The 1,738-nt window shown below is 30.7% G+C and carries 2 protein-coding genes; both read left to right on the top strand.

Annotated features, from left to right (window positions below):
• The first annotated feature begins 286 nt into the window (after window positions 1-286).
• Window positions 287-973 (top strand): hypothetical protein, encoded by a 687-nt coding sequence (locus V7097_RS25685; protein WP_335706481.1) that lies wholly within the window; start codon window positions 287-289, stop codon window positions 971-973.
• A 381-nt stretch (window positions 974-1,354) separates the two neighbouring features.
• Window positions 1,355-1,738, top strand: a 384-nt coding sequence (locus V7097_RS25680) for an HAAS signaling domain-containing protein (RefSeq protein ID WP_335706480.1), incomplete at its 3' end; no start/stop codon positions are given.

Here is a 1,738-nt window from a genome sequence, read left to right as displayed (position 1 = left end):
CTACAAGTAGGGGGCGAACTGTTTAGTTGACGGGATCAAGTCCCACGGGTGCGGACGTTCTACCCCGGCTACCGTTATAATAAAACCATTTTAAAAAAGGTCAACCAGAAATATTTTCTTATCTGGTTAACCTTATAATACGAACGGGTGCGTTGGTCCAAGAAGGATTACGCACCTTTTTGTTGAAGTTATTAAACTATCGGGGCAGATGTTAGTTGAAGAGTGATGTTTAACTTTTGTTAAACAATCATTTGTATAAACAAAAATAAAATAATCGAGGTTGATTATGAGTATGTTTTTAAAATCTAATAGAATACGTACTAATATTAAAGTTGGCAAAAATCAAATAGCATATTCGGTTTTATTTTCATTCATTTTTGGATTTGCATCAGGTCTTATTGCTAAAATACTTGATTTGGCTTTAATTCCTAACGAACTTTCATTCTTAGGGTTAATCGGAAGTAAATTGGGGTTATGGATATTTATTCTTGCTTTTGTAGCTGCCTATTCTTACACTCCCAAATTAGCCGCAACACGTGTTTTTGTATTCCTTATTGCAATGTTATTTTCATATTACATGTATACGATCTTATTTCTTAACCTTTTTCCATTAAAGTATATTGTTTTTTGGTCCTTGGCTGCATTACTATCAACAATCCCAGCATACATAATGTGGTTTTCACGTACTGACCACATAATTTCTAGTATTATTACAGCTTTACCAGTTTCTGCGATTGCATTTGAAGGATATAAATTCTATCTTTTCACGGTAGAGTATTATGAAAAATATGCGAATGTCGAAAATGTTCTTGTAAGTGATGGAGTATATTTTGATATGCTTGGCATTGGAATATCGTACGCTTTAATGATAATTATCATTTTACTTTTTGTTCCAAAGAGAAAAAAACAAAGTTTGTATATTATTCCTTTTTCCGGAGTCATATTTTCTGCCTTAGTGGTAATAACACTCTAATTGTTCTTATTAAAGTAACGGGTGCGTTGATCCAAGAAGTATTAATGCACTTTTTGTTGAAGTTATTTAACTAACGACTCTGGTTAGTACAAGAAGGAAAAATGGTTTTCATAAGGAAAATTCAAAAAGCGTTCGCTTGTTATCTGCAATTTGCAGTTAGATTTTTTGTTAATTTTAAATGGACAATTTAATTTAAAATAGAACTTATTCATGATCCAATCGTATTAAAGTAACAAGTGAGGTAAAATTATGTGAGGTTGATTTCATTGCTTTTGTGAATCGTTTTTATCGACCATTTAGAAGATACAACAGAATTACAAAGGAAGTAATTGACAAAGTTTTCCTTAATAATTAATTGATTTATCGAGGAGTATAATAAACTTGAACAAAAATAATTTTCTGAAATTTCTAAAAGATAATTTGAAGTATATGTCTGATCAGGAAAAAAAAGATATCATAGATGAATATGTGATGCATTTTGCTGAGGGAAAACATGAAAATAAAAGTGAAGAGGAAATATCTAAAGAATTAGGGAATCCTGAAGAGATTGCTAAAGAATTAAACGCTGCTTATGCAATTGATAGGGTTGAAGAGAATAAAAGTATTAAAAGTATGTTTACAGCACTGCTGTCAATTATGGGATTAAGTGTAATGAATTGTATTATTATAATAGTGAGTTTATTTGCGCTGCTAATACTATCACCATTTATATTAGCTTATATCATTGGTGTACCTATCATGATTTTATCTCCACTGATTTTAATT

This window comes from Bacillus sp. JJ1562 (genome assembly GCF_036962705.1).
Classification (GTDB): Bacteria; Bacillota; Bacilli; order Bacillales; family Bacillaceae_L; genus Ferdinandcohnia.
This window is presented reverse-complemented; position numbering and strand designations above follow the sequence as displayed.

What these genes read in the sequence shown, in the direction of transcription:
- V7097_RS25685 (WP_335706481.1), top strand. Translation starts at nt 287, where the DNA reads ATGAGTATGTTTTTAAAATCTAATAGAATACGTACTAATATTAAAGTT.